We start from the raw sequence: 18,666 nt of genomic DNA, 5'->3' as shown, positions 1-18,666 counted from the left end.
GTTCCCACTTGACTAAGCACGTTTTTTGTCTTAAAAAATAACATGTCGCCCATAAAAAGGACTGAGGCACATCATGGCTCTGCATTATCCAAACTTAAAAAGACCGGTGCTAAATTTGAAGCAGGAGAAAATTTTGGTGCGGTCGTCACTTTCCCAACCGCAGCAGCAGCAAAAACCTTCCTTCAAGAAATTAGCAAAGATGATCAAGACTATCTGGAAACCGGTTTAATCACAAAAATTAATGAAAAACAACTCTATTTCACTTTAGAATTCGCGGCTGTTTTATACGCCTATCCTGGAGAAAGTTTTGATAATATTAGACTGCAAGAGCTCAATGAATATACTGGGTATTTTACGAAACAGCCGCTAAAAACCTCTAAGCCAAAGGAAGCTACTAAAACCAAATCCACCGCCAATCACTCGCCTTCTGTACAGGCCTCGCCTAAAGCTAAACCAACTCAATTGCTACCCAAAACGGTGACGGAGAAGGATGAGACACCTTTCAGGCGAGAAAACTTTGTATATAATTATTACAATGAAGAAGAATGTAGCTTATTCTTAGGCGAAAAATTAACAGATGAGGATAAGAGACTTTTAGCTTTACTTGAAAATGGATGCTCCTACAGAACTTTAGCGTTATATCTAATAAAACTCACAAGCAAAATCCAGAGTTTGTTCAAAGCATAATTAACGAGTTAGCTCATGAACGCAACTACCCTCAGTCACTCACGCCACGGCAAGTACTGACTACCATTCAATTAAAACTGCACAGCAACCCTCTAATTACTTGATAAGCCCATGACTAATGGGCCTAAATTAAATTTTAACACCGAACTCACGTTAATTATTTTTTTCATAAGCCGAGCCTTGTCTCGCTGCCAATCTCGATCTTTAATTGTATCCCGCTTATCATGCGTTTTTTACCTTTGGCCAGTGCGATTTTCATCTTGACTCGATTGTGTTTCCAATAAAGCGACAAAGGAACCAAGGTATAACCTTGACGTTCAACACTACCAATCAATTGATTCAGTTCCTTTCGGTTAAGCAATAATTTACGAGTCCGTATCGCATCAGGAGCAAGATGAGTTGAGGCCGTTGGTAAAGGTTGAATCTGAGCACCTAACAGGAAGGCCTCACCATATTTTATGATTACATGGGCATCTGAGAGATTAATTTTGCCCGCACGCAAACTTTTTACCTCCCACCCTTCAAGAATTAAGCCAGCCTCGTACTCATCTTCTATAAAGTAATCAAAATGTGCTTTTTTATTAACAGCGATAGTAGCACTTTGCTGTTTGTTGGTCGTCATAAAAATCAAATATTGTTTAACTAAAAAATAATTATACATGTATCCCACATGCCGCAGTAGCGTTTATTTTAGTTTAGATGAGGCAAAAATGATTTGAGCAGCGCAGTTTATATACGAATAAACGAGCAATGGAGAAGCACTTTTAACGACGTATAAACTAAATAAAGCGACTGCTATTGGCGAAATACTCTTCTTTCCTCTAGGATAACAACAATTTCTCTAAGGCAACCAAGGACTCATTATGAAACCAGGTGATCAAATAACTTCGTTCAAGTTTACCGCAACAAACGGGTTACAGGGTGATCTAAAAATATATCAAGGCAAATGGGTGGTTTTATATTTTTATCCAAAAGATGCGACACCAGGCTGTACCACGGAAGGACAAGATTTCCGCGACACGTATACAGACTTCCAAAAACTCAATACGGAAATATTGGGTATCTCCCGTGACAGTTTAAAATCACATGAAAATTTTAAATGCAAGCAACAATTCCCGTTTGAATTAATTAGTGATCACGATGAAATCCTGTGCCAACAATTTGATGTGATAAAGATGAAATCAATGTATGGGAAACAGGTACGAGGCATTGAGCGTAGTACTTTTCTAATCGATCCACAGGGAATTTTACGCCATGAATGGCGCAAAGTAAGTGTTAAAGGACATGTTGCTGAAGTCTTGCAAACCTTAAAGAAACTCCAAGGATAAGTCAGTAATAGCGTATTCTTTCTATCCATATTATTTTTGCACTGAACAAAACGTTGAAAACCCTTACTAAACAAGGATGTTGAGTCTAATAAGGCTTGACTGGGCTCAAAGCCCTCAGCACAATGAATATTTTAGCTGATAGGATGAAATCATGGATATGAGGAATAAAGGCACAAAACTGTTCGTACTTGATACGAATATCATGATGCATGATCCTACGGCCATCTACCGTTTCGAAGAGCATGACATCTATTTACCTATGGTTGTTTTAGAAGAATTAGACAGCCACAAAACGGGGATCTCTGAAGTCGCTCGCAACGTGCGGCAGACTAACCGTATGTTAGTCGAGTTGATGAGTAACGCCAACCATAAAGAAATTGTTGCTGGCTTACCAATTCCCAGTTTTATAACGTCCGATAAAGTAAAAAGCAGCGGACGCCTATTTTTTCAGACTGATGAATTTGAACAGATACATCCGACCTCACTACCTGGACACAAAGCCGATAATACAATTCTTGCTACTGCCCTGGGTTTGCAAAAAAATACCCTGAGCGGCAAGTCATTATTATTTCTAAAGATATTAATTTACGTATTAAAGCAGGAATTCTAGGTATTCCAGCAGAAGATTACTACAACGATAAAGTACTTGATGACGTTAATTTATTGCATAGCGGTATCCATATTCTTGACAATGATTTCTGGGATACTCATGCAAAAAATATAGAGGCCTGGCAAGAAAATGGTAAAACCTTTTATCGCATCAGTGGCCCATTAACCAATCAATGGAATTACAACGATTGTATTAGTACTCATGATAATCAGTTTCAGGGAATCGTAAAGGAAATCGCTGAGGGAAGTACGGTCGTACAGCTAGCCCGCGATTTTACTCAAACCAAGCATTCCGTATGGGGAATTAATGCTCGCAACCGCGAACAAAATTTCGCCTTGAATTTACTACTGGATCCAGACATTGATTTTGTTACTCTGCAAGGTTCTGCAGGAACCGGAAAAACATTATTGACGGTAGCAGCAGGCTTAACTCAAGTTCTGGATCAAAATCGTTATAATGAGATTTTAATGACACGGGTAACAATTCCTGTCGGTGAAGACATCGGTTTTCTCCCAGGAACAGAAGAAGAAAAAATGACGCCTTGGATGGGGGCTTTAATGGATAACCTTGAAGTACTACACAGTTCTCAAGAGGGCGGCAGTTTTGGCCGAGGCGCTACTCAAGATTTACTACAGAATAAAATTAAGATTCGCTCACTCAATTTTATGCGTGGTCGTACCTTTTTAAATCGTTTTATTATTATTGATGAGGCACAAAACCTAACTTCCAAACAAATTAAAACTTTGGTAACACGGGCAGGACCAGGCAGCAAGATTATTTGCCTTGGTGACATCAAGCAAATTGATACCCCCCTATTTAACTGAAACAACCTCTGGCTTAACGTTTGCCGTCGATCGCTTTAAACATTGGCAACATAGTGCTCACATGACGTTAACACGTGGAGAGCGATCAAGGCTTGCTTATTATGCAGCAGAACATTTATAGTACGCGTTTTAACAGAGGATAAATAATGAACACTCAAGCCATCACCTTTGATGACGTCCTATTGGTTCCTGCCTACAATCACCATGAATCAAGACGAGTGGTCAATACCAACGTAACTGACCGTTTGGCTAAACTGACTCTGGAATTACCTGTGATAAGCTCTAACATGGATACTATCACTGAAAGCAAGATGGCCAACTTTATGCGCAGTAAAGGGGGTATTGGCGCGCTACATCGTTTCTTAAGCATTGAAGACAACATCAAAGAATTTAAGCTCTGTCATGGGGATGTTTTTGTCTCTGTTGGCTGTACTGACAGCGAATTACAACGCGCTGAAGCACTACGAGATGCCGGTGCTGATTTCTTCTGCGTAGATGTCGCACACGCGCATGCCAAATACGTGGGTAAAACACTGAAGAATCTGAGACAACTACTTGGCAGTCGCTGCATCATGGCGGGTAATGTCGCTACTTATGCTGGCGCGGATTACCTCGCTTCCTGTGGAGCTGACATCATTAAAGCAGGTATTGGTGGTGGCTCTGTCTGCAGTACTCGAATTAAAACAGGTTTTGGAATTCCCATGCTTACCTGTATTCAGGATTGTGCTCGTAGCGATCGTTCAATTGTTGCCGATGGCGGCATTCGAACTTCCGGCGATATTGTCAAAGCTCTGGCTTTTGGCGCCGATTTCGTGATGATTGGCGGTATGCTGGCAGGTACCGAACCCACACCTGGTGCAGTAATTAGTAAAGAAGACGGCAAGCAAGTCAAGCGGTATCGCGGTATGGCTTCACGTGAAGCTCAGGAAGATTTTTTAGGCCAAATGCATGAATGGAAAACAGCCGAAGGCGTAGCGACAGAAGTACCTTATCGTAATAATCAGGATGCCATTATTGCCGATATCGTTGGTGGCTTACGTTCAGGATTAACCTATGCTGGCGCAGATACCATAAGTGAATTGCAGCGTAAACTTAATTATGTTGTGGTAACCCCTGCTGGTCGTTTGGAAAGCCTTCCCCATAAATTAATGGAAAACTAATTCTATCAAGCTTGGCGCGATAACAATCGCGCCATGCCAATTACTGTGACAGGGTTTGCGATGAGTCGAGATTCGGTGCTTCCGGCTCTGGAGTCGAAGTAGAATCTTCATTAAACATTTGCGCTAATCCATCATATTCATTATCTTCCGTCATCTCAGAAGATGGAGTTGATTGCGTGTCAGAAGAGAGTTTTGTTAAGCTTGAGGGGCTTGGCCCAGAATCTTCAGGTTCTTGAAACATGTCAACCATCGCTTGATAGGTCTCATCTTCCTCCTTCTCAGAAGCCTCTTTCTCAGCTTGCTCAAACAGTTCCGATACGCCCTCGTACTCATTTTCCTCTTGCTCGTCTAGCTGCTCGTCATCTACCTGTTCTTCATCTACCTGTTCTTCATCTACCTGCTCGTCATCTTTCGGCTTCATCTCTTGCATTTCAATCTCTTCAGGCTCCTTTGGCCCATCTTTAGATGAAAATTTATCCTTTATCTTATCTACAAGAGCAGTTGCACCAGCTACTATGCCGTCTTTCGCCATGCCCGCACCGGCTACTATAGCGTCTTTCGCCATGCCTGCACCGGCTACTACACCTTCTTTAACCTTATTTGCAGCTGCACCCACAAGTCCTTTTATTTTCCCTTCTACCGCGTCCGTCAGGGGCTTATGTATTTCTTTTACAATATCGAGAATATCTTGCATCAATTGAATCAAAGGCTCTTCATGTTCCTTTTCTTTTTCTTATTCTCGTCCTCGTCCTTATTATCTTTCTTAGGCTTTTGTGGCGCAGGTTTCTTGGGTGCTGGTTTTTTAGCATCAGGCTTCTTACCTGTTGGCTGAGGCTGTGTTGGTTGAGTCTGCGTCGGCTTTGTTTGACTTGGCCCACCAGTACTGGAGCCCTTAGGCTGAGGAGTAGTCGGTGTTGTTGTGTCGTTGACAGGATCGCCCATAATATTCACCCTAAATTTCTTAACTCTATTAATTTAAAGATAGCATATCAAGACATGCTATGAACTACTCCAAGTAATGGAACTAGTTATTAGCCTTTCCTGGCTTATTTTTCCTTGGATTAACAATTTTATAAAAAATTGCCTTTCTTCTGCTATTGTTATTAAATCTGCTACTGTTACAGTAGAGCGCGTTATATTCACATAATATCAAAATAACAATAGTAGAATGGGTGATAAAAGCCTTATTTACAATTATTTTGCAAATTTTTTATCATAAGGATCTGAATGAATATCGATGCTTTTCGTTGTATGCGACGCGGCGTGCAGCTCTTTTCTCTAACTCAAGATGATTTTTCTTTGATGGCTCCCATTGAACAACGTAATGGAAAAAGGCAGCGAGCCTTATTGTTATTACACGGTTTTTCATCCTCGCCGGCTGTTTTTCGCGATTTACTACCTTCTCTTGCTTATTATGATGCCGTAATTTGCCCAGTACTACCGGGGCATGCAGCCAATCTTGATAGTTTCGCTCAAAGCAAGGCAAGTGACTGGTTTTTGCTGGCTGAACAAACTTGTGAATTATTAGTTAACGAATTTACCCAGGTCGATGTCATGGGATTGTCTCTCGGAGGATTATTGGCTTGTCATTTAAGTAATCGTTTCTCACTGCATCATCTTTATTTGCTAGCCCCCGCTCTGGATTTGCGTCTAAAGATTAATAGAACATTGAGTTTGGCCAAATTATTAAACTATTTGGGCTTTAGCCAGGTACGAAGTGTTGCAGGAAATTTATATACTGATGAGCATTGTGAAATTTCTTATCGCAAGATACCGCTACCTGTTATTATCGAAGTATTAACCACGATTAGCCAATTTCAGTTTTCACCACCCAACTGTCCTACCGATTTATTTCTTGGCTGCCATGATAAAGTGGTTGCTTCTTGGCAAGTCGCAGCTCGCTTTGCCAATATGGAAAATGTAACTATCCACTGGCTCGCCAATTCAGCGCATATAATTCCTCTTGATGGCGATAAGGACAGCGTCCTAGCCTGTATCAAACAGAACCATATGACTCGGTAGCTAGCTGATTCAAAGCAACATAGCTATTTATTGTAGCGATCGTAATCACGCATAGCGTATTCCCAGTCTCGCATATCGAGGACAGAGCCATCAAAAACCATAAAATCTGCTTTGGTATCAGGAAGATTATAAAAATAAATATCACTGGCATCAGTCGCAAAGGTATGCTGATGTTTTACTGCGACAATATCGGCAACAGACTTATCATGTGTTTTTGCAAAGGTCCGTTTTGAACGTAAATATCGGCCATTGAAATGCGCTGCATCCCATAGTTCAACGTCCAGTTTGTTAACTATACCTGCTAACTGAATAAAGGTCTTGCCACGAGCACGTATGGTTAGCGTATCAGATTTTATCCAATACATGCTGACCCAACTCTGACCCGCCAAATCGAGTTTAGCTAAATTCAACATACCAGATAGTTGCAATCTTGTTTTGCCAACTAACGTCAATTGCAAATATTTACCGTTAACACCACTCAGTTGAGCATTTCCTCCACCACTTATTTTTACTTTACGCAATACAATGGAACCACCCAACGTTGTTCTACCTGGGTTATCAATTGCAAGATCAAGAAGCCCTGAACGCAAATTGGTACCAGTGATAGTACCCGCTCCACGATAGGTGAAAGAATTTAAATAACGACCACGAATTTCGGCTCGAACAACTCCACAGCGAGGATAACCACTACCCAAGTTAATAATCAGCATACCATTGACTACTCTTGTAGATACATGGATTAAATCACTGGGATTTCCATATAAGATGACCTGTGGACGTGCATAACCAGTATGCAGATTAACATTGATCCTACCTTCAACAAGTACCTGATTGAAAGAGGGTACTTGCCTGTTTTGCACTGCTTTAATTGCAACTGGAGGAAGATGAGCCGGTGCTCTAGCACAACTCGAAGCTAATAATACGATAAAAACAAAGCGAAAAACCGCATCAACATGGCCCACATTCCATTTACACGAATTCCTCTACATTAGAGGAAGTTAGTACAATGCGCAAGATTAGCCGCTAACTGCTATCTAAATTTGCCTAGACTGTTTATGGATTGTGGCAGCTCTCAACCATATAAACGAGTATCTGCGCTTGGACATCACTTAGATCACCCCTATACAGCCTGACCAGCTGCCCAACCCGACGACCAAGCCCATTGAAAATTATAACCCCCTAGCCAGCCAGTCACATCCAAGACTTCACCCACAAAATAAAGACCTGGCAAATGGTTGACTTCCATCGTTTGTGACGATAGCACTCGTGTATCCACACCGCCTAAGGTCACTTCAGCAGTCCGGTATCCTTCTGTACCATTCGGCTTAATACGCCATTGCCGTAAGTTCTGTCCGATTTCTTGCAAAATTTTGTCAGACAACGTTTGTAACTCACGTTCTAATAAAGATTCCACTATCAAAGTAGCAACCACTCGTTTGGGCAAAACTTGTTCCAAACAGTGTTTTAAACGGATCTGTGGAGCCAGTCGTTTACGTTGAGATAAATGGGAAGCCCATTCATTTTTGGCATCCAAATCTATTTCCAAGATCCCGCCTGGTTGCCAATAAGATGAAATTTGCAACATCGCTGGTCCACTTAAACCACGATGGGTAAACAGCATATCCAAAGTAAAGGATTGATTATTATAAGATACTTCACAAGGTAAAGAGATACCTGATAACACCGCCAAACGTTCTTTTTCTTCAGGTTGCAAAGTAAAGGGTACTAACCCAGCCCGCGTAGGTAATACTGGCAAACCGAACTGTGCAGCTAATTGGTAGCCATAGGGCGATGCACCCATAGTTGGAATGGATAATCCTCCCGTTGCAATAACTAGAGACTGGCAAAATAGCCGTTCTCCATTTGCCAATCTTAGAGCATAGCCATTCTCTTTCCTCTCTACATGACTGACAGCTGTATTTAAACGTATTTCGGCTTTTGTTTGCTCACAGCACCCCACAAGCATAGCAACAATATCGGAAGCCTTATTATCACAAAATAGTTGCCCATGTGATTTCTCATGGAAGGGAATACGATGTTTTTTCACCAGTTCGATAAAATCAAAAGACGTATAACGCTTAAGAGCAGATTTACAAAAATGAGGATTTGCGGATAAATAATGGCGGGCTTCTACCTCGTAATTAGTAAAATTACATCGCCCACCACCAGACATCAGAATCTTCTTGCCAACCTTGTTAGCATGATCAAGAACCAGTACTCGCCGCTCGCGCTTCCCTGCCTCTATGGCACACATCAAGCCAGCAGCACCAGCACCAATTATGATTACGTCTGAATTTCTCATAAAAAATGAACGGCTCGCTCCCCTCTAGTCGCGCACAAAGTCCACCACTAGAGGGGAGAAGATTGGAGAAACAGCAGGATTATTATACAGCGGTTACATCTTCCGCTTGTAGACCTTTAGGCCCTTTGGTCACCATGAACTCGACGCGTTGACCTTCAACCAAAGTTTTACGACCAGCGGTGCTATTGATCGAACGAAAATGAACGAATACATCATCTTGACCATTATCACGGCTGATAAAACCGTAACCCTTATCATCATTAAACCACTTGACGTGGCCAGTTTCTTTCACAGACATTTCTACTTTCCAAATTAAATTAAACACACACTTGCGTTAAACAATCCAAGTTAGAATCATCATAGGTAAGCAACGCGATAAATTCGCTACTTTGAACTACAAAAGGAGGGATTTTCACGAAGAACAATGTTTCAGCCAGGAATGTATAAACGACAAGTAGTCTCATTATACTCTAGTGTTTATAAAATAGCGAGGACCTGTAATAAATATTTATAGATCTCCCTTAACAAAGAAGGAGCTAACCTTATTTTATTTTTCCAAGAGTCATCACTGGAGAGGTAAAATCTGGAAGCAAGGTTTGCATTTGCTGCGCAAATTGTAACAAAAATCTGTCTCTCCCTTTAGCAGCAGCAAATTGTACTGAGAGTGGTAAATGATCGTGGCGCATCACAGGGATCGCCATGGCAGGTAACCCTGCTTGATTAAACAACGCAGTAAAGGGTGTAAAAGCAAGATTTTTCTGCAAATAATGAGCAAAATCACCACTGGTTGATAAGCTGCCGATAGGAAGAGGTAATTGCGCCAAAGCAGGAGTCAATATCAAATCGACCTGATTGAATAATTCATGAAGAGGACGCAAGAGCTGGTAAAGCTTGTTCTTTGCTGCAATCAATTGAGATGCAGATAATTTTTTGCCTTGTGCCATCAATTCCCAAGTAAATGGCTCCAATTCCCTTCTTTGTACCTCACGTCCAAGCAACTGTTGTTGATTTTCGATTTCAGCGCAGGTATTTGCTGCAATGATACATAAAGCGGAAGCGGCAATTGCTTCTATATCAAGAAACAAATTATAGGCGTTCACCCGATGTCCGGCGCTTGTTAATCCCTTAATTGCTTGTTCCAGCGCTTCAAACAGGGTTTAGCAATAGGTACAACAGCAAAAGCCCCCTCAAGAAGTGCGATCTTTAACGATTGAAAGCGCTGCCTGCCTTGCAGTAGATCTACTTGTGGTTTAAGTTCAGGTAAACACCCGTAGCGAGTAACTCAAATAAAGTACCGAATCATCTATACTGCGAGTTAATACGAAGTTGGTTGACAAACCTGACCAGGCTTCATCAACCCAAGGGCCGACTGGCATCAAACCGGGAGTAGGCTTGAATCCAAATAACCCACAACAAGCCGCCGGTATGCGAATAGATCCTCCCCCATCACTTGCAGTAGCAACAGGTGCAACTCCTGCAGCTACTGCAGCAGCTGAACCACCGGAAGAACCGCCTGAAGTACGACTTAAATCATATGGATTACGGCAAGGACCAAGTAAAGTTGACTCTGTCACATAAGAAAGGCCAAACTCAGGCACATTTGTTTTTGCGAAAGGCAACATTCCCAATGCCAGCAAACGATTAATAAAATCACTATTTAATGACGAAACAGAGGACCTCAAAAAAGTTGATCCTGCTGTATAACGCACTCCCTGCATGGAAAAACCTAAATCTTTCACTAGCACCGGCACACCATATAAAGGTTCATCACCACGCATCTTTTTCAATTGGTGACGTGCCCAGTCGCTGCAATCAGTAATTATTGCATTAAGTTGTGGGTTTACTTCGTGCATACGCTGAATAGCACAAGTCAAAACTTCTTCAGGGCCGACCTCACCTTCTTTGATAAGTTTTGCCAAACCTCGTACATCTTCCTTACAGTACTCAGTAAGTTGCATCACACCCCTCAGAGTCGATGAATAGGCGGCAACGGAGTCGTTTTGCTATTCTCCGGCCTTAAGTTTGCCGCTTTGAAAGAAGTAATAGCAGCCCATAGGGCCGCTCCCTGCCAAGTTTTTTGTGAGCTCACATCATGGTAAAGAGCCTGAGCTAATTGATTTATTTCTTCCTTAAATCTGGCGTCAGTCACCAGTTTCTCCACATCGGTTAAATTCAACAAATTCGCTTCGGGCCACTGGAGACGAGCCCATTTAAGCAAAGCATCTCGTGCTTCAGTTGCCTGATTATCCAAACAAGCTTTAGCCAACTGTTTCATAACTTGACTTGTAGTTTGTCTTTCTGCTTGTCGCCGCCACTGTCTATACCATAGTCCAAGTGTAAATAACCAAGCAACAGCAAAACCACCGGCTAACCACCAGGAAAAATTGGCTTCTGGCAGTAATGAGGGCAGAAAACTTTGTTGTTCTTTCTTGGTTTCTACCTCTGTGTTCGGTGCCGGCTTCGTATTTGCAACAGCCGATGGCACAGGCTGCTTTGTTTCACCAGCAGCAACGCTCACATTCAAAGTAAGTGCTGGTAAAGAACTTGTTTCTTTTTGACCAGTTGTTGTATTGAACCAGGTTATTTTTATAGCAGGAATGGTTATTTTACCTGCTTTATTAAGCAAATAAGTCGCCTTGACTGTCGTAGTACCCACTAAATCCGGATACCTGAAACTAGTTTTTTCTCTAGGCTTTTCGGGATAAACACTAAATTGATCTGAATTTCCGAAATCCAGGGTTGGCAACAATTGTGCGGGTACAGCTACTGCAGTCAAAGTGACAGTTCGAACTAAAGTATCACCCTGCATGAAAGTAGTCTTGCTTTTATCATAGGTTTCAGTGAGAGAAACTTGCTTGGCAGCCAGCCAATGTTTATAACCCGCAAGCCTTGGTTTAACATGAAGCACTGTCGGCTTGGCTTGGAGATGAACCCGTTTTGGGGTCACGTCATAAAGCAAAGCATTAAAACTAGGCGGCTTAATTTTCAAGTCACCACTTTTTTGCGGAAAGATAGCGTATTGCTGTTCTTCAACAGCATAGATCTTATTATTACTTGAAATTTGATAACGACGCCCTTGGCCAAGAGAAATCATCAAAGCATCCTCCACCTGGGGTGGCTGATAGGTTGCGTCAAGTAGCCTGCGGCTATTGTATAATCTCACCGTGTAAATAACTTGTTGCTCTACAAAAGGGCTCTTCACATTAACCTCTGCTTCAAGAACAGCATCCTGCTGAGGAGTTTGTTGCTGAACATCCGTTGTTGGTGCCTCTTCTGAAGTGACTTCTATACTGCTTGCCTTTGTATGCTCTTGGCCTATTTGTAGCGATGGGATAGGTAAAACGCCATTTTTATTAGCCGTTAACGTTATTATCCATTGACTAACAGAATGTGCTTGGCCGTTAATAACACTGTAATTCATACTGCGTTCCGTACCAAGAATAGTAAAATCTTTTTGTAGTGGTGTTAAATCAGGAACGCTATCAACAGCACTATCCATCGTTAACGTCAGTCTAAAAGGCTGGCCTAATTGTACCTGCGTGACATCGAGTTGCATGGCAACATCTGCAAAAAACCACCTTTAGACAACAACAAAGAAATAAACTTATTAAAAATTCGCTTCATTCATACCACCCACTTTGTCTGCGTATGTGATCACGTAAAAATTTCTCTCGCATCAACCCCCCAGGATCATCGGGAATTAAGCGTAGCCATTGCTCTTTTGCCTGTTGTTTTTCACGCTCTATTGCAGCTTGCTCTTTCATTGCGGCTGTTTTATCCGTCTTCTTTTCATTCTGCTGCGCTTTGCTTTCCTGATCCTTGCCCTGCTGGTCTTTGCTTTGCTGGTCTTTGCCCTGCTGGTCTTTATCCTGCTGGTCTTTGCTTTGCTGGTCTTTGCTTTGCTGGTCTTTGCCCTGCTGGTCTTTGCCCTGCTGGTCTTTATCCTGCTGGTCTTTGCCCTGCTGGTCTTTGCCCTGCTGGTCTTTGCCTTGCTGGTCTTTGCCCTGCTGGTCTTTGCCCTGCTGGTCTTTGCCTTGTTGCTGCTTCTCTTTTTTAATAACTCTTGCAGCAAATTACGATTATAAATAGCATCTTGATTGTGAGCGTTTAGTGCTAAGGCTTTATCATACGCTTTAATTGCTTCTTCATATCGTCCTAAATGGGCTAATGCATTCCCCTGATTGTAATAACCTTGTTCATTTTGAATTGATTGAAATTCTTTTGCTGCCTGCTCATAATGCCCTGCACGATAAGCTGCGGTAGCACGCCACTCTTCCTGCTGGAAAGTCTTTTCTGCTTTATCAAACTTCTTTTGCTGCATAAGCGCTTGCGCTTGCTGATCTTTCGTCACCCATAGCTCATGCCAGCTAAAAGTATAACCAGAATTGGCAAGGCTCCATAAGAAGATACTCCATACTACTCTCATGTGGCTATCCTCTGTAACCATCCACGCCTGAACACGGGTAATAAAAAACCAAGAGCCGGGAGTAAGAGCCAACGTCCTTCATCACGCCACATAGGAATATCATTGTGTTGACTTCGACTATATTGTTGTTCAGTTGCGGTATTTTTTAACCAGCTCTCTAAATCAACAGAAGTATCCGTAAAAGACACCAATTGTCCTTTCCCTGCCACTGCTAGACGCTCAAAAAGAGGATTAAGCGTTTTATTGGCAAGAATGGGCATCACAGAGGTAAAGATCTGTTTGTTTGCCAGTTTACTAGCAGTTTCTACTGCGGCAAGGCTGGGAGTTTCTGCAGTCAATACCAGTATTTGGCCATGATCAAACCCTGCCTGCGTTATCAGCTCCCCAGCCTCCGCCAGTGCACTATCTAAACGTTGTCCTTCCACCGGCATAATATCTGGAGTTAAAGAGTCCAATAGAGCATCGATCGTCTGCGCATCCTCAGTCAGCGGTGAAACAACAAAGGGTTCGCCGGTATACACCACCAACCCCAATTGGCCGGCATCACGACGTTTAAACAGATCATGTAATTTGAATTTGGCGCGATTTAAACGATCGGGTACCAAATCTTTCGCCAACATAGCATCTGACATATCCAATACTAAAACTCTCGGTTGTATTTGCAGATAAGCTGGTACAGGCAAACGAACCCAAGCAGGACCGGCTAAACTAAAGCTCATACATAAGCCACTTAGCAATAAAAACAGCAAGGCACTATGCCGTTTACCTTGCTTTTTAGACTGCACCAAGTGACTAAGTAAATGACTATCACAAACAGCTGTCCATGCTCCCATACGCGGACTTTGTCGCCATAAACATCCAATGAAACCAAATAAGGGTAAACAGGTTAGCAACCACCAAGGACGAAGAAAATGGAAATCTGCCATCATGATACCCTCCCCTGACGCAAAGAAACAGACTTCAAACTTGTCCATAACGCTATCTTTTTAATAAGCCAATACAATAATAGAAAAAAGGCCAGAGCCAGTGGCCAAGGATAATAATCATGTTGTGGGCGAATCGTTGCATCTTCCTGGGTTACAGTCTCTAATTTATTGATAATTTGATAAATATTTTGCAAAGACTGCACATCCGTCGCTCTAAAATAACGCCCTCCTGTCACGTTTGCTATCTCTTGCAACGTTTTTTCATCCAGATCAGAGGAGGCATTCATGTTAAAAAAGCCCCATTGAATGCGCGAGGGTCCCCTTCTGCACCTAAACCAATTGTATAAACTTTAATCTCATCTAATTTTGCCAATTCGGCAGCTTTTAATGGAGCCAATACTCCTGAGTTATTAGCGCCATCAGTAAGCAAAATAATCATGCGCCCTTTGGCTGGGACATTTTGTAAACGTTTCACTGCCAAACCAAGCGCATCTCCTATCGAAGTGGTTTGTCCTGCCAAACCAACACTAGCATCTTCAAGGCGAAGCAAGACGTTTTGGCGATCATAGGTGAGTGGCGTTTGTAAATAAGCACGACTGCCAAAAAGAATTAAACCAATTCGATCACCTACTCGTTCACGCACAAATTGTTCTGCAGTCCGCTTAACAATAGCCAAGCGCGTAGCTGGACGGCCATGCAATATCATGTCATCCAATGCCATACTGCCTGATAAATCCAGCACCAACATGATATTACGACCTTCTCTTGCTAAAGGTTTAGGTTCTCCCACCCAGCGTGGACCGGCCGCTGCAAGCAATAATAACGACCAGATTAGCAAGAACAAACCTACCTGTGCCTGACCAGCAAAGGTGCGCTTTTGGTTACTTACAATAGTCAACATGGCGTGATAAAAAGGGACTTTCAAGGCAGCAGGTAATTGCAACGCTGCGCGCGGAATTAAAAACCAAATTAAAAAAGGTAGTGGCAAAAAGAATAAAATCCTTGGTTCAGCTAATTCGAACATGGTTTTCTCCGTTGCTTTATCCATTTTTCTGCGCAACTAAACAGAGGGTTTAGATCCATGTTTTTTCCTGGTTGATAAGGTGCCTCCAACAAACACGTACGCACTGCATTAAAATCAATGCCTTTTGCGGTTTCATTTAAAAAAGCCAACCAGGCTTCACCTTGTAAACCAGCTACCATCTCCCGAGGAAAGTACACCAATGCTACGCGACGTAGTAATTCTGAAATTTCCATACTGCCAAGTTGGCTATTGCCAGCATGCTGATAAGTTTGATGATAATGCGCCAATAACTGAAGCGCTTCGCGCTTAGCACGACCGCGGATATAGTTACGACGAAAAATATACAGCAAAAAAATGACGCTGAGCGCAATTAGCACAATTAAAAAATACCACCCAGGAGCCATTGGCCACCAACCGATAGGATCCGGCAATTGGATATCACGCAATTTTGCTAGCTCAGGTGATTCAGCCACGTGACCTCCGTGGAAAAGTCTGCCGTACTAATTGTGGTAAATTGGTTTCTGCCAGAACTTGCACATATTGGATTTGCAAGCGTTTAAACTGAGACTGTAAATTGGCCAATCGCAATTCACAATAGGATTGGTAAGCACGGTTTATTTCTTCAATGGTTGTATCAAGAAGAATTTCCTGTTTACCATTGGTAACCGCATAATGATTAGGCTTTGGTGGCGAAAGTTCTAAAGGATCACAAATATGATAGGCCAGAATATCATTATGGGCTCTCAAACGAGCCAAATGTTGTTCACTCTCTCCATCCATCTGGTAAAAATCGCTAAGAAGAACGATGACACTACCTGGCCGCGCAACACGGCGCAAACGGACTAAAACATCACTGAATAAACGGGGTGACGTTTCCTCAAGATTTTCTTTACTATAGTCACTTAATGCTGCCAACAGAGGTAGAACACCAATGTCACGACTACGTGGCGTATATTCATCATGTCTGGAAGATGAATACAATAAACCACCCACTCGATCTCCTTGCTTAATAGATGTCCAAGCAATCATCGCCGCTAATCGAGCAGCCACCACTGATTTAAACGCTAGCCGTGTACCAAAGAACATAGAAGAATTAAAATCAACAATCAGAACAATTGGTCGCTCACGCTCTTCTTGGTAAAGTTTAACATAGGGTTTACCAGTACGCGCTGTCACACGCCATTCCATATGACGAATTTCGTCACCAGCTTGGTAATTACGGACCTCGGCAAAATCCATACCCCGACCACGCAATTTAGACAGGTGGTTGCCAGCACGCAAAGCGTTACCTTCAGGCTTATAGTTAACTCTCTGAGCATAGCGCTTTAATGCAATTAATTCGCTAAGTTCAACAATTACCCCATCACCCATAATAACCCTCAAGGAACTGCAATCAGGCGTAATAAAGAATCAATAAAATCATCGCTACTTACTCCTTCCGCCTCTGCTTCAAAACTTAACAAAATACGATGACGAAGTACGTCATGAGCAATAACATGAATATCCTCCGGAGTCACATAATCACGCCCCGCAAGCCAGGCATGCGCTTTTGCACAACGATCCAGCGCAATAGTTGCCCGTGGACTTGCTCCAAAGCGTAACCAGCGTGCCAATTCGTCGCTATAGATTGCTGGATTACGCGTAGCAACAACCAATTGCACCAGATAATTTTCTAGCGCTTCGCTGGTATGCACTCGCAAAACCTCACGCCTTGCTGCAAATAAAGTGACTTGACTTAGAGGACTAACAGGCGCTTGGGCTACCTTTAAGCTCTCTGTTTCTTCAGCTTCACGGCGCGCCAGTATAAGAATATCGCGTTCGACCTGAACATCAGGATAACCGATTTTCACGTACATTAAAAAACGATCGAGCTGCGCCTCTGGCAATGGATAAGTTCCTTCCTGTTCAATGGGATTTTGGGTTGCCATGACTAGAAATAATTCTGGCAAAGGATAGGTTTTACCCCCTATCGTTACTTGTCGTTCCGCCATGGCTTCCAGTAAGGCAGACTGTACTTTGGCAGGAGCGCGATTAATTTCATCGGCAAGAATCAAATGATGAAAAATAGGACCGGGCTGAAAAACGAAAGAACCATTCTCAGGATGATAGACATCTGTTCCCGTCAGATCTCCGGGCAATAAATCGGGAGTAAATTGGATACGATGAAAATCCCCTTCGACAACTGACGACAATTCTTTAACCGCTCGTGTTTTGGCTAAGCCAGGCGCCCCCTCAACCAACAAATGGCCATCGGCCAGTAAAGCGATTAATAATCGCGATATCAAATCTTTTTGACCAAGGATGCGCCCATTAAGATAGGCACTCAATTGTAACAGTTGTTCTTGTACTGTCAGTGCGGTAGTAACCTCTAGCTGTGTCATTTATCCCACCCCGAGTAAAAAACATAATCCTAACGTGAAACCAGCGATGTGCCAAGTTCGGCAATAGATACTCCATTAATAACCTAAGGTACCATACCCTCCACTCTGACTTCGTCAGACTGGATTGGTGACACATCACCCTCACTGTTATCTCGCAAAAACTTATCTTTAATCCCATCTTGTAACTTTTGTGAAAACGTTTTAGCCAATAATTGTGATTGCGACGGACTAAAAACCTAAGCGTCCCACTAGAAAAACACCAGTGCCGCTACCAATACCCACTAAAAAACTACTCGCTGCAGTACTAATCATTACCGTTAAACCAGCCCCTTTAAGCGCTGCTAATGCAGTGCTAATGCCGCCCGTAGCAAAATTGGTAGCAACCATGCTAAGTCCCGGAATAGCAGAATTTGCTCCCGAACTGAGGCAAAAACCTCCTAATAAACCAAACGTACCACCAAGGACAATCCCCAAGAGAGTTCCTGCTAAAGTAAGAGCAACAAGCAACGTTTTTTGAGTTGAAGACAATGCAAGAATACTTTGCTCATAAGCCTGTACTTCCTCAATAAAGCATTTAAGCATCCGCTGTCTCTCTACCTTAGAAAAAGTCTGTAATTGTGCAATAATCAGTTGAAAATTCATTAAAATTGCTTCTGTTTTATCAATGATTGGGAGTCTTATTGTAATAGGTTCTTTATCGAGAGCACCAACAAGGGCATCAATATGATCTACAATCCAAGGTACAAGCAGGGCTACTTCAACCTGTTTAAAACAAAATGCATTTTTTCTGGATTTCAACGATATTAAACACCAATGCCGGATTAATGCCGCTCAGAACAACTGTATCATCGTCTACCAAGTCTATTTGACGTGTTGGATAGCTTGTTAATGGAAGGCTACGTTTAAACGCTTCATAAATAAGGGCAACCCCTTTGTCACTATTTTTATATAAATCTTGCCAAAATTATCCCCTGCT

General features: G+C 42.4%; 21 protein-coding genes and 3 pseudogenes. 6 read left to right on the top strand and 18 right to left on the bottom strand.

Annotation, left to right across the window (positions count from 1 at the left end):
• Nucleotides 1-42 precede the first annotated feature (42 nt).
• Entirely contained in the window at nucleotides 43-687 is a 645-nt protein-coding gene (locus tag BN58_RS04650; RefSeq protein ID WP_019215853.1) for a hypothetical protein, read from the top strand.
• A 92-nt stretch (nucleotides 688-779) separates the two neighbouring features.
• Here BN58_RS04650 and smpB read toward each other — a convergent pair.
• Nucleotides 780-1,309: pseudogene (smpB, locus tag BN58_RS22100) on the bottom strand (SsrA-binding protein SmpB).
• Nucleotides 1,310-1,550: 241 nt separating this feature from the next.
• On the opposite strand from smpB, the gene BN58_RS04640 reads away from it, so the two are divergent.
• From BN58_RS04640 to BN58_RS04630, 3 genes and pseudogenes are all read left to right on the top strand, one after another.
• Complete coding sequence (locus BN58_RS04640) at nucleotides 1,551-2,015, top strand: peroxiredoxin (protein ID WP_019215852.1); 465 nt, start codon at nucleotides 1,551-1,553, stop codon at nucleotides 2,013-2,015.
• Nucleotides 2,016-2,166: 151 nt separating this feature from the next.
• Nucleotides 2,167-3,570: pseudogene (locus tag BN58_RS36795) on the top strand (PhoH family protein).
• Nucleotides 3,571-3,595: 25 nt separating this feature from the next.
• Nucleotides 3,596-4,609: a guanosine monophosphate reductase gene (locus tag BN58_RS04630; RefSeq protein WP_019215849.1), complete on the top strand. Its 1,014-nt coding sequence runs from the start codon at nucleotides 3,596-3,598 to the stop codon at nucleotides 4,607-4,609.
• Nucleotides 4,610-4,649: 40 nt separating this feature from the next.
• On the opposite strand, the gene BN58_RS04625 is transcribed toward BN58_RS04630, so the two are convergent.
• Nucleotides 4,650-5,315, bottom strand: coding sequence for a hypothetical protein (locus BN58_RS04625; RefSeq protein ID WP_019215848.1), 666 nt, complete (start codon nucleotides 5,313-5,315; stop codon nucleotides 4,650-4,652).
• Nucleotides 5,312-5,551, bottom strand: coding sequence for a hypothetical protein (locus BN58_RS04620; RefSeq protein WP_019215847.1), 240 nt, complete (start codon nucleotides 5,549-5,551; stop codon nucleotides 5,312-5,314). The genes BN58_RS04625 and BN58_RS04620 overlap by 4 nt, the downstream gene beginning before the upstream one ends.
• Before the next feature lie 285 nt (nucleotides 5,552-5,836).
• Here BN58_RS04620 and BN58_RS04615 point away from each other — a divergent pair, with 285 nt between their 5' ends.
• Nucleotides 5,837-6,631, top strand: a complete 795-nt coding sequence (locus BN58_RS04615; protein WP_019215846.1) for an alpha/beta hydrolase — start codon at nucleotides 5,837-5,839, stop codon at nucleotides 6,629-6,631.
• 23 nt (nucleotides 6,632-6,654) lie between these two features.
• On the opposite strand, the gene BN58_RS04610 is transcribed toward BN58_RS04615, so the two are convergent.
• The 7 genes from BN58_RS04610 to BN58_RS37515 form a co-directional block, all read right to left on the bottom strand.
• Entirely contained in the window at nucleotides 6,655-7,593 is a 939-nt protein-coding gene (locus tag BN58_RS04610) for a GIN domain-containing protein (protein WP_019215845.1), read from the bottom strand.
• Between the two features lie 158 nt (nucleotides 7,594-7,751).
• Nucleotides 7,752-8,933: a BaiN/RdsA family NAD(P)/FAD-dependent oxidoreductase gene (locus BN58_RS04605; protein WP_019215844.1), complete on the bottom strand. Its 1,182-nt coding sequence runs from the start codon at nucleotides 8,931-8,933 to the stop codon at nucleotides 7,752-7,754.
• An 82-nt stretch (nucleotides 8,934-9,015) separates the two neighbouring features.
• Complete coding sequence (locus BN58_RS04600; protein ID WP_019215843.1) at nucleotides 9,016-9,231, bottom strand: cold-shock protein; 216 nt, start codon at nucleotides 9,229-9,231, stop codon at nucleotides 9,016-9,018.
• 244 nt (nucleotides 9,232-9,475) lie between these two features.
• Nucleotides 9,476-10,075: an amidase family protein gene (locus BN58_RS32815; protein ID WP_269570093.1), complete on the bottom strand. Its 600-nt coding sequence runs from the start codon at nucleotides 10,073-10,075 to the stop codon at nucleotides 9,476-9,478.
• A gap of 114 nt (nucleotides 10,076-10,189) precedes the next feature.
• Nucleotides 10,190-10,891, bottom strand: a complete 702-nt coding sequence (locus BN58_RS32810) for an amidase (protein ID WP_019215841.1) — start codon at nucleotides 10,889-10,891, stop codon at nucleotides 10,190-10,192.
• Nucleotides 10,892-10,899: 8 nt separating this feature from the next.
• Nucleotides 10,900-12,489, bottom strand: a complete 1,590-nt coding sequence (locus tag BN58_RS22085) for a BatD family protein (protein ID WP_019215840.1) — start codon at nucleotides 12,487-12,489, stop codon at nucleotides 10,900-10,902.
• Nucleotides 12,490-12,553: 64 nt separating this feature from the next.
• Entirely contained in the window at nucleotides 12,554-12,697 is a 144-nt protein-coding gene (locus BN58_RS37515) for a hypothetical protein (RefSeq protein WP_408605458.1), read from the bottom strand.
• On the opposite strand from BN58_RS37515, the gene BN58_RS37510 reads away from it, so the two are divergent.
• A complete protein-coding gene (locus tag BN58_RS37510; protein WP_408605459.1) occupies nucleotides 12,686-13,018 on the top strand; it encodes a hypothetical protein in 333 nt (110 codons plus the stop codon). The genes BN58_RS37515 and BN58_RS37510 overlap by 12 nt on opposite strands.
• A 38-nt stretch (nucleotides 13,019-13,056) precedes the next feature.
• Here BN58_RS37510 and BN58_RS37505 read toward each other — a convergent pair.
• From BN58_RS37505 to BN58_RS04550, 8 genes and pseudogenes are all read right to left on the bottom strand, one after another.
• Nucleotides 13,057-13,254 (bottom strand): annotated as a pseudogene (locus BN58_RS37505) (tetratricopeptide repeat protein); the annotation flags it as partial.
• A 101-nt stretch (nucleotides 13,255-13,355) separates the two neighbouring features.
• A complete protein-coding gene (locus BN58_RS04580; RefSeq protein WP_019215839.1) occupies nucleotides 13,356-14,288 on the bottom strand; it encodes a vWA domain-containing protein in 933 nt (310 codons plus the stop codon).
• Nucleotides 14,285-14,572 carry a hypothetical protein gene (locus BN58_RS37500; protein WP_408605457.1) on the bottom strand — a complete coding sequence of 96 codons (288 nt, stop codon included), beginning with the start codon at nucleotides 14,570-14,572 and terminating at the stop codon, nucleotides 14,285-14,287. Before BN58_RS37500 ends, BN58_RS04580 begins: the two co-directional genes overlap by 4 nt.
• Nucleotides 14,569-15,309, bottom strand: a complete 741-nt coding sequence (locus BN58_RS22075) for a VWA domain-containing protein (protein WP_408605456.1) — start codon at nucleotides 15,307-15,309, stop codon at nucleotides 14,569-14,571. Before BN58_RS22075 ends, BN58_RS37500 begins: the two co-directional genes overlap by 4 nt.
• Nucleotides 15,297-15,782 carry a DUF4381 domain-containing protein gene (locus BN58_RS04570; RefSeq protein ID WP_019215838.1) on the bottom strand — a complete coding sequence of 162 codons (486 nt, stop codon included), beginning with the start codon at nucleotides 15,780-15,782 and terminating at the stop codon, nucleotides 15,297-15,299. Before BN58_RS04570 ends, BN58_RS22075 begins: the two co-directional genes overlap by 13 nt.
• The gene (locus tag BN58_RS04565) at nucleotides 15,775-16,680 is read right to left on the bottom strand and encodes a DUF58 domain-containing protein (RefSeq protein WP_019215837.1); all 906 of its coding nucleotides are present in this window, start codon (nucleotides 16,678-16,680) and stop codon (nucleotides 15,775-15,777) included. The genes BN58_RS04570 and BN58_RS04565 overlap by 8 nt, the downstream gene beginning before the upstream one ends.
• Before the next feature lie 8 nt (nucleotides 16,681-16,688).
• Nucleotides 16,689-17,690 (bottom strand): AAA family ATPase, encoded by a 1,002-nt coding sequence (locus tag BN58_RS04560; RefSeq protein WP_019215836.1) that lies wholly within the window; start codon nucleotides 17,688-17,690, stop codon nucleotides 16,689-16,691.
• Nucleotides 17,691-17,918: 228 nt separating this feature from the next.
• Nucleotides 17,919-18,488 (bottom strand): hypothetical protein, encoded by a 570-nt coding sequence (locus tag BN58_RS04550; RefSeq protein ID WP_019215835.1) that lies wholly within the window; start codon nucleotides 18,486-18,488, stop codon nucleotides 17,919-17,921.
• Nucleotides 18,489-18,666: the final 178 nt, after the last annotated feature.

The organism is Legionella tunisiensis, assembly GCF_000308315.1.
GTDB lineage: Bacteria > Pseudomonadota > Gammaproteobacteria > Legionellales > Legionellaceae > Tatlockia > Tatlockia tunisiensis.
The sequence above is the reverse complement of the archived record's forward strand: the minus strand, read 5'-3'. Positions and strand labels throughout refer to the sequence as shown.

Excerpts from the sequence above, each read along its gene's own strand:
- BN58_RS04650 (WP_019215853.1), top strand. The coding sequence starts at position 43 with ATGTCGCCCATAAAAAGGACTGAGGCACATCATGGCTCTGCATTATCC.
- BN58_RS04640 (WP_019215852.1), top strand. The coding sequence starts at position 1,551 with ATGAAACCAGGTGATCAAATAACTTCGTTCAAGTTTACCGCAACAAAC.
- BN58_RS04630 (WP_019215849.1), top strand. The coding sequence starts at position 3,596 with ATGAACACTCAAGCCATCACCTTTGATGACGTCCTATTGGTTCCTGCC.
- BN58_RS04620 (WP_019215847.1), bottom strand. The coding sequence starts at position 5,551 with ATGGGCGATCCTGTCAACGACACAACAACACCGACTACTCCTCAGCCT.
- BN58_RS04615 (WP_019215846.1), top strand. The coding sequence starts at position 5,837 with ATGAATATCGATGCTTTTCGTTGTATGCGACGCGGCGTGCAGCTCTTT.
- BN58_RS04605 (WP_019215844.1), bottom strand. The coding sequence starts at position 8,933 with ATGAGAAATTCAGACGTAATCATAATTGGTGCTGGTGCTGCTGGCTTG.
- BN58_RS04600 (WP_019215843.1), bottom strand. The coding sequence starts at position 9,231 with ATGTCTGTGAAAGAAACTGGCCACGTCAAGTGGTTTAATGATGATAAG.
- BN58_RS32810 (WP_019215841.1), bottom strand. The coding sequence starts at position 10,891 with ATGCAACTTACTGAGTACTGTAAGGAAGATGTACGAGGTTTGGCAAAA.
- BN58_RS22085 (WP_019215840.1), bottom strand. The coding sequence starts at position 12,489 with ATGCAACTCGATGTCACGCAGGTACAATTAGGCCAGCCTTTTAGACTG.
- BN58_RS37515 (WP_408605458.1), bottom strand. The coding sequence starts at position 12,697 with ATGAAAGAGCAAGCTGCAATAGAGCGTGAAAAACAACAGGCAAAAGAG.
- BN58_RS04580 (WP_019215839.1), bottom strand. The coding sequence starts at position 14,288 with ATGATGGCAGATTTCCATTTTCTTCGTCCTTGGTGGTTGCTAACCTGT.
- BN58_RS37500 (WP_408605457.1), bottom strand. The coding sequence starts at position 14,572 with ATGAATGCCTCCTCTGATCTGGATGAAAAAACGTTGCAAGAGATAGCA.
- BN58_RS22075 (WP_408605456.1), bottom strand. The coding sequence starts at position 15,309 with ATGTTCGAATTAGCTGAACCAAGGATTTTATTCTTTTTGCCACTACCT.
- BN58_RS04565 (WP_019215837.1), bottom strand. The coding sequence starts at position 16,680 with ATGGGTGATGGGGTAATTGTTGAACTTAGCGAATTAATTGCATTAAAG.
- BN58_RS04560 (WP_019215836.1), bottom strand. The coding sequence starts at position 17,690 with ATGACACAGCTAGAGGTTACTACCGCACTGACAGTACAAGAACAACTG.